The 6,591-nt window shown below is 73.6% G+C and carries 9 protein-coding genes and 1 pseudogene; 1 reads left to right on the plus strand and 9 read right to left on the minus strand.

All coding sequences use genetic code 11. The features are described 5' to 3' along the window. Positions 1-449: 449 nt before the first annotated feature. The 5 genes from ACL02R_RS29830 to ACL02R_RS29850 all read right to left on the minus strand — a co-directional run bounded on the left by ACL02R_RS29830 (position 450) and on the right by ACL02R_RS29850 (position 4,218). On the minus strand, positions 450-695 hold the full coding sequence (locus ACL02R_RS29830) for a hypothetical protein (protein WP_412800085.1): 246 nt from the start codon (positions 693-695) through the stop codon (positions 450-452). Beyond that, positions 695-1,423 (minus strand): TetR/AcrR family transcriptional regulator, encoded by a 729-nt coding sequence (locus tag ACL02R_RS29835; RefSeq protein WP_412800086.1) that lies wholly within the window; start codon positions 1,421-1,423, stop codon positions 695-697. The genes ACL02R_RS29830 and ACL02R_RS29835 overlap by 1 nt, the downstream gene beginning before the upstream one ends. A 110-nt stretch (positions 1,424-1,533) precedes the next feature. Continuing rightward, positions 1,534-2,523: an AurF N-oxygenase family protein gene (locus ACL02R_RS29840; RefSeq protein WP_412800087.1), complete on the minus strand. Its 990-nt coding sequence runs from the start codon at positions 2,521-2,523 to the stop codon at positions 1,534-1,536. A gap of 57 nt (positions 2,524-2,580) precedes the next feature. Continuing rightward, positions 2,581-2,754, minus strand: a complete 174-nt coding sequence (locus tag ACL02R_RS29845) for a hypothetical protein (protein WP_362961604.1) — start codon at positions 2,752-2,754, stop codon at positions 2,581-2,583. 654 nt (positions 2,755-3,408) lie between these two features. Continuing rightward, positions 3,409-4,218 carry an NAD-dependent epimerase/dehydratase family protein gene (locus tag ACL02R_RS29850; protein ID WP_412800088.1) on the minus strand — a complete coding sequence of 270 codons (810 nt, stop codon included), beginning with the start codon at positions 4,216-4,218 and terminating at the stop codon, positions 3,409-3,411. 98 nt (positions 4,219-4,316) lie between these two features. On the opposite strand from ACL02R_RS29850, the gene ACL02R_RS29855 reads away from it, so the two are divergent. Next, positions 4,317-4,565 (plus strand): DUF6087 family protein, encoded by a 249-nt coding sequence (locus ACL02R_RS29855; RefSeq protein WP_362961598.1) that lies wholly within the window; start codon positions 4,317-4,319, stop codon positions 4,563-4,565. Here the strand turns inward: ACL02R_RS29855 and ACL02R_RS29860 are convergent. The 4 genes and pseudogenes from ACL02R_RS29860 to ACL02R_RS29875 form a co-directional block, all read right to left on the minus strand. Next, positions 4,562-4,885 carry an SH3 domain-containing protein gene (locus tag ACL02R_RS29860; RefSeq protein ID WP_412800089.1) on the minus strand — a complete coding sequence of 108 codons (324 nt, stop codon included), beginning with the start codon at positions 4,883-4,885 and terminating at the stop codon, positions 4,562-4,564. The two genes, ACL02R_RS29855 and ACL02R_RS29860, sit on opposite strands and share 4 nt — an antisense overlap. Before the next feature lie 190 nt (positions 4,886-5,075). Further along, the gene (locus ACL02R_RS29865; RefSeq protein ID WP_412800090.1) at positions 5,076-5,375 is read right to left on the minus strand and encodes a hypothetical protein; all 300 of its coding nucleotides are present in this window, start codon (positions 5,373-5,375) and stop codon (positions 5,076-5,078) included. A gap of 114 nt (positions 5,376-5,489) precedes the next feature. Then, positions 5,490-5,720 carry a hypothetical protein gene (locus ACL02R_RS29870; protein WP_412800091.1) on the minus strand — a complete coding sequence of 77 codons (231 nt, stop codon included), beginning with the start codon at positions 5,718-5,720 and terminating at the stop codon, positions 5,490-5,492. Between the two features lie 295 nt (positions 5,721-6,015). Next, positions 6,016-6,591, minus strand: a pseudogene (locus ACL02R_RS29875) (XRE family transcriptional regulator); the annotation flags it as partial.

Raw genomic sequence — 6,591 nt, forward strand, 5'->3', positions numbered from 1 at the left:
CCCCCCCCCCCCCCCCCCCCCCCCCCCCCCCCCCCCCCCCCCCCGGCTCTCGCCTGTCGTGGGCCGCCTCGCGACGTGGCATGCCTGTCCCCTCCAGGAGATCCTGGTCGAAAGCGGTCGGTGCCGGATTCCCCCTCCGGGCGCCGACTCCGACTATACAGACCAGTGTAGTCCCTGGGCGCGGCGGCGGGTCCGCCTGGGCGGAGGGCGACTGCCGTGCGGCGCCGACCGGTTGGGGGGCGGCCGGCCGGCAGGCGGCCGGACCGGCGGTGGGACGCGGTGGCTGCCGCTCGGCCGGGAGACAGCGAGCCACACGGTCACGCCGCCGACGGCAGAGGCGCCGCGTCGGCCCGGAGGCACGACGGCGCCGCCGATCCAGGACGCCACGCCGGTCGGCGGCGGCAGGGCCGGTGTCCTCGACGCCGCACCGCATACCGCGCACGACCCCGTCAGGGTGCGTCCTCCGGCGGGGCAGGCGGCGGTTCGTACGTGTAGACCCAGCCGCGCGGGAGGCGCAGGCGGCGGGTGTGACCGGCCGGTTCGAGGCGGTAGACGTGCACCGTGCCGGGCGCGCCGTCCTCGCCGGGGACGGGCACCTCGTACCGCTTCGGCGGCTTGCCCGTCGCGCCGACGAGGACGGGCAGCACCCGGCCGTCGAGCGGTCCGCCGACGAACGGGGTCCGTTCGCTGCGCATCAGTCCGCCGCCTCGGGGCCCATGGCGGCCAGGGTCCGTTCGACCATGGCGTCCACCCGGCCGCCCGCCGGTTCGAGCGCGGCGGCGGCGCGGAGGGTGGCCGCCGTCTGCGCGTCCCGCCCGGCCGTCACCATGAGGACGGCCACGAAGTGCTCGACCAGCCAGTCCCGCAGCTCGGACGCGGGGCGCTGCTTGTTCTCGTCCAGCCAGATCAGCGACGCGGCCTCGACCGCCGTGATCCACGTCCGCAGCGCCATGTGGAGGCGCGGGCCCGGGGCGGGGACCCGCATGTGGACGAGCACCTGCTGCGCCGCCGCGCGGCGCACGCCGTCCACGATGGCGCTCGTGCGGGCCGTCTCGACCACGCTGCCGCCCTTCAGCAGCGCGGTGAAGCCCTCGCCGTGCGAGTCGACGAAGGCCAGGTAGCGGTCGAGGGCGCGGGCGAGCCGTTCGCTGAGCGGGCCCTCCTCCGGCACCGCGAAGCACAGCTCCAGGTCGCGGGCCGCGCTGCCGAGCGCGGCCTCGTACAACTGCTGCTTGCCGCCGGGGAAGTAGCGGTACACCAGCGGACGGGACACCCCGGCGGCGCGCGCCACGTCGTCGAGCGACACGTCCTCGGGCGGGTGGGTCGCGAACAGCCGCTGCGCGGTGGCGATCAGCTGGCCGTGACGCTCTTCCACGCTCAGGCGGCGGTACGCCGGACGGGGCGCGACGGGTGGGCTGTTCATGTCCCGAAGGGTAACCGCCCGCGTCCCGGTGTGCCGGGGCACGGCGGATCGGCCGGCGGCGGCCGCTGTTTTGAGACAGGAGGCGCCGGACGGCGGTCGCCGGTGGCCGGTCAGGCCAGCAGGCCGGAGCGGCGCCACAGCGCGCGGCCGACGCCGCTCAGCACGCCGATCTCGTCCAGGAAGTCCGTGAGCCGGCGTGCGCCCTGCCGCATGACCTCGCGCCGGTGCGCGCCGGCCCGTACCTGCGCCACCGCCTCGGCGCGGTCGAGCCCGACGGCCGTGTACACACGGGGGTTCACGAAGGCGACCGAGAAGATCCGCGCGAACTCCCCGGCTGTGATACGGGTCAGCTCGCGCTCCCAGCGGGGCGCGACGCGCATCTGGCGGCGCAGCTCCTCGCGGGCGTACCGGACGTGCCGCGCCTCCTCGACCACGTGGATGCGGGTCACGCCCCGGATCAGCGGCTGGACGCGTTCGTCGGGGAAGGTGAGGCGCTGCATCCAGTCGAGCACCTCCTCGCCGAGCAGGGTCGCGGTGAACGAACCGGGCGTCGTGGAGGCCGTCTTGAAGACGCGCGCCAGGTTGTGGTGGAGGCGGCCGGGCGGGTACGCCGGTGTGCCCGCCTTGCGCACGGCGCGCATGAACATCATCGAGTGCCTGCACTCGTCGGCGATCTCCGTCAGCGCGTACCGCACGTGGGCGCTGGTCTGCGGCTTGTCGTAGATGTGGCGGACGAGCAGCTGCATGAGGATCAGCTCGAACCAGGTGCCGAGCGAGGCGAGGGCGGCCGACTCGTGCCGGGACAGGTCGATCCGCTGCTCCTCCGTCATGGCGTACCAGAGCGGGGTGTCGTAGAGGGACACCAGTTCCGGCGGCCAGTACCACAGGCCCTCGGTCCAGGGGGCGTCCCAGTCCAGCTCGGTGTCAGGGTCGAAGGAGTGCCTGGCCGAGGAGGCGAGCAGCCGTTCGGCCACCCGCTCGCGGCTGCGGAGCGAGCCGAGCGAGTCCCGCAGGGCGGCGATGTCGTCGTCGGAGAAGTCGTTGAAGGTCTCTTCCGCGGACCCATCCGGGACGGGCGCGGGACGCGGTGCGAGGGCCATCCCCTTATGAGACTACCTGTCAGTAAGGGGCGTCAATCCCCGCGCGCCGCCCGTCCGTCAGCGACTCGCCCCCGCGCGGGCGGCGGCGACCCACTCGGCGAGCAGGCGCTCGTACTCCCGGCGCTGCTCGTCCGCCGGACGACCGGCGACCCGTGTCCACAGCGCGCGTATCTCCTCGTTGAGGACGGCGGCGGAGCGGGGCACAGCGGTCGATTCAGGTGCTTCGGACATACAAACGAGCCTAACGGGTGGCACTGACAATCCCTCACGAGTTGTTCGCCGTACGGGCACGGCCCGCACGGACCCCCCTTACCCCGGATCAGGGGTCGCAACGGTGTCGCCGCCGTGACGGACGAGGGGCGGCAGGGCGGGCCGGCGGGAGCCGCAAGCGTGGTCACCGGCCGGGCCACGGCGTTCCCTCCGGTCCGCCCCACCGGCCACGCCCGCCGGTGCTCCCAGTGGCCCGTCACCCCCTCTGGCCTGCGCCGCAGCAGTCGGCGGCCCCGAGCGCGGCCGCCCGCGCCCGTGCCCGGCGAAAGGCGGGCGCCCGGTCGGCCCGGACGGCTTCCCGCCCGCGACGCCGACCACGTACGCACGTCCGCACCCGGGGCCGGGACGACCGGCCACCGCCGTGCCGCACGCCTCTGCCCCGTGGATCGTGTCAGCGACGAACATCACAGCGGCGGGCGGCCGTTCGGTACGCGCCGATCTCAGGCGCAGCCCATCCCCGGGACGACCGGCGGCCACGCCGCCACACCCTCGGGCGTGCGGACGTACGCGGTGGCGCCGTCGGCGGCCGGCGACAGCTGCCGGTCGCCGAGGTGCCGGCCGGTGTCCCGCGTTGCGAGCGCGGGGCGGGCGGCCGGTTCCCTGCCGGCCGGGAGGTCAGGGCTGGACGTGCGGGAGCGTGAACTCCGGCGCCGCGTAGGGTCCGGACTGCGGCGTGGTGGGGGAGAAGGGGATGTCCGCGCCGGGGATCAGGGACGCGTACGTCTCGGCGTCGTCCACCGGCGTGTACGCCAGCGTGGTGGGCGCGGGAAGCTCCCAGAAGCGCCGGGTGTTCGCGGACACCGCGTACACCACCCGGAAGCCGGGCGACGGCGGCGCCGTCAGCGCGGCGCGGACGAAACCGACCGCGTCCCGGGGGCTCAGCCAGGTCGCGAGGTGGCGCGGCTCGGTCGGGCTCTCCTCGAAGCTGCCGATGCGCAGGGCTATGACGGACAGGCCGAACTTCTCGGCGTACATGCGCCCCAGCGCCTCGACGGCCACCTTGCTCACCGCGTACAGGCCGTCGGGGCGCGTCGGGTCGGCCGGTCCGGTCAGGTGCCGGGTGGGGTGGAATCCGGTGACGCGGTTGGTGCTCGCGAGGACGACGCGGGGGATGCCGAGGCGGCGCGCGGCCTCCAGGACGTGCTGGGTGCCGAGGACGTTGGCCGCCAGCAGTTCGGCCAGCGGCGCCTCGTCCGCGATGCCGCCGAGGTGGAGGACGGCGTCGCTGCCGGTGCCGGCGAGGGCGGCGACGACCGCGCCGGGGTCGCGCAGTTCGACCTGGCGCGCCGTCTCGTTCGGCGCCTCCGCCTCCAGCGGGACGCGGTCGAGGGCGATCAGCCGCTCCGCCTCCGGGCGGAGGGCGCGCCGCACGACGGAACCGATCTGCCCCGCCGCGCCGGTGATGGCCACCGTTCTCAGATCCATGGGTGAACGGTACTGGTTCGCCTGTGGGTTGGGACGGCCCGGGGCATGGTGTGATGTGCGCGGCGGGTGCCGTGCGACGGGAAGGGCTGGCGTAACCGATGGACGACGAGGAACCCCTCGCCGACTGGGCCGAGCGGCGAGCGGCGCGGCGCAGTGACCGCTACCGGGTGGTCACGCTCACGCCCGGCCCGTGCGCGGGGGCGCACGTACGCCCGGAGGCGCCCCGGCTCGTGTGCCGGTGGAACGGCTACGAGTGGGAGGCGGTCGCGGTGGCGGCCAACCTGGCCGAGACGCAGCGCATCCTCTACCCGGACACAGCGGGGACGGACCCGGCCGGGAACGACTAGCAGGCGGCCGGCCCGTCACCCTTCACGCGGATGTCCTCGGCGGGCGCCCAGGCGTAGGCGTCGGCATCAGCGCGCACGAGGTACCACGTCGAGCCGTGGTCCGCCTCCGCGACGCACAGCACGTCGATACGGGCCCCGCCCGCCGCCGTGCCCACGACGGCCGCACCGTCGTCGGGCGCCTCACGCAGACCGGTGCCACCCCCCGCCGTGACGGTCCCCCCGACCTCGGCCGCCCTCTCCTGCGGCTGCGCACCACCGGTCATCGCGAGAGCACCCACCGCGACACACAGCGGCAGCGCACCGAGCAGCGATCGGGACATCACAGGCCTCCACCCACAGGGGACACCCCGAGCCCACCCAAACAGCGTAAACACACCTAAACAGCCCCGCAACAGCTCCTCCGGACGGACACAGCCCGCGGGTGGTCACCGGTCGGCATGGACCCCGATCCGACGCCGGGTGACGCCGGGCAGTTCCGTGAGCCGGTGAGTGAACGGCTGGCGGGAGGGGTCACCGGCGTCTCCTTGGCCCGGTGATCCTGTGGCTGAGGAAGAGGACGACGCCGAGGGCGGCGATACCCAGCCCGGCGTAACCGACGCGTTCGCCCCGGGCCTCGCTCCGCTTCTCCTCCTCGTAAGTGCGGCTTTCGCCGCCGCTGAAGCTCACGCACAACTGATCGGGTTCCATCGGGCTGCCGTCGCACTCGACGGCCTGGCCGTTCACGACTGCTTCGGCGTTGATGAAGAACATGGTCGGGCCGACGATGAACAGGACCCAGGCCAGGAGCACGAGCCACCGACGAGTCGCCATCCCGCCAACCCTCCGGATGTGGTGAAGACTGCCGCGGACAGTAGCGATGACGACCCTCACGGTCCAGGCAGTTCCGATCCGAAGCCGACCATCACCATCCGTGTTTCCGCCCGGTCAGGTGGCGGCGGGAACGTCGGCGATCCCGATGCCCGCCTCCGCCAGCCGCTCGACGGCCCACGCCACCGCGTCCTCCGCGCGGGCCGCACGCACCACGCCCGGATCCTCCTCCCACCCGATCTCCCCACCGGCCAGCGCATCCGAGCGGTCGAACCGGTCGGACTCCACCTCACCCGGCCGCCCCTCGGGATACAGGACGAACGCCCACTCACGCACAGGCGAATTCATCGATCCGCTTCCCCTCCGTCCCCGGACTGGCGGGGGTGCCCCACACCTTGGTCGCGGCCCGCAAAGGCAGCAGAAGACACACCCCAGCGGTGGCCGTCCCGATACCTTCCGCCTCAGCCCTGTGTTCCCTGCCCATGTGGGGACTGTTGCTGGATGGCGGGTTGTCTGCGGGCGCGGTGTGCCCGTGGTCGTGATGGTAGGTGTGCAGTCAGTCGGAAAGGCATCGCGTCGTTCCTGTCGGCAGCCGCGCCCTGGTGCGGGACGGCATCGTGGTCGCGTATGCCGCGGCGTCCGCCTACGCGGATCGCGGGCGCGACTGGTGGATGGCGTGGAGGAACTGCTGGACGTTCTCCACCTGAAGGTGGCGTTCGAAGCTTGGCGCGAGCCTGCTGATCTGCCGCGTGCAGCGGGCGGCGCCGATCCGGAGAGAAAGGGCGAGGGCTTCGTGGGCGGTGGCGGCGCTGTGATCGATCTCGCCTTGGCGTAGGAGGGTTTCGGCCTCATAGGTGAGGAAGATCGCGCGGGTCTTGTCGCGGGAGGTCGGCAGCAGGGCCACGCCCTGGGTGATTTGGTGGAGTGCGGGGACGGTCTCCCCGAGATCGATGAGGCAGCGGCCGGAGTCGACGGCGAGGTCGGCGGGGCTCATCCAGAAGCACCAGGCAGGCGGGGCGGTGGTGTTGGTGTTGAGGGCGTGTTCTGCGGCGTCGAGGGAACGCCGGCAGGCGCGGGCTTCCCCGTTCATGGCCAGAGCTCGGGCTTTCCGCAGATGGAGCAGGGACCGTGCAGTGGAGTTCTGGGTGCGGGTCAGTGCGTGGTCGAGGACATCGACGGCGGGGGCGGCCTGGCCGAGCCAGATGTTCTGGTAGGCGAG

It is taken from the genome of Streptomyces sp. MS19 (assembly GCF_047200595.1).
In the GTDB taxonomy this organism is placed as follows: Bacteria; Actinomycetota; Actinomycetes; order Streptomycetales; family Streptomycetaceae; genus Streptomyces.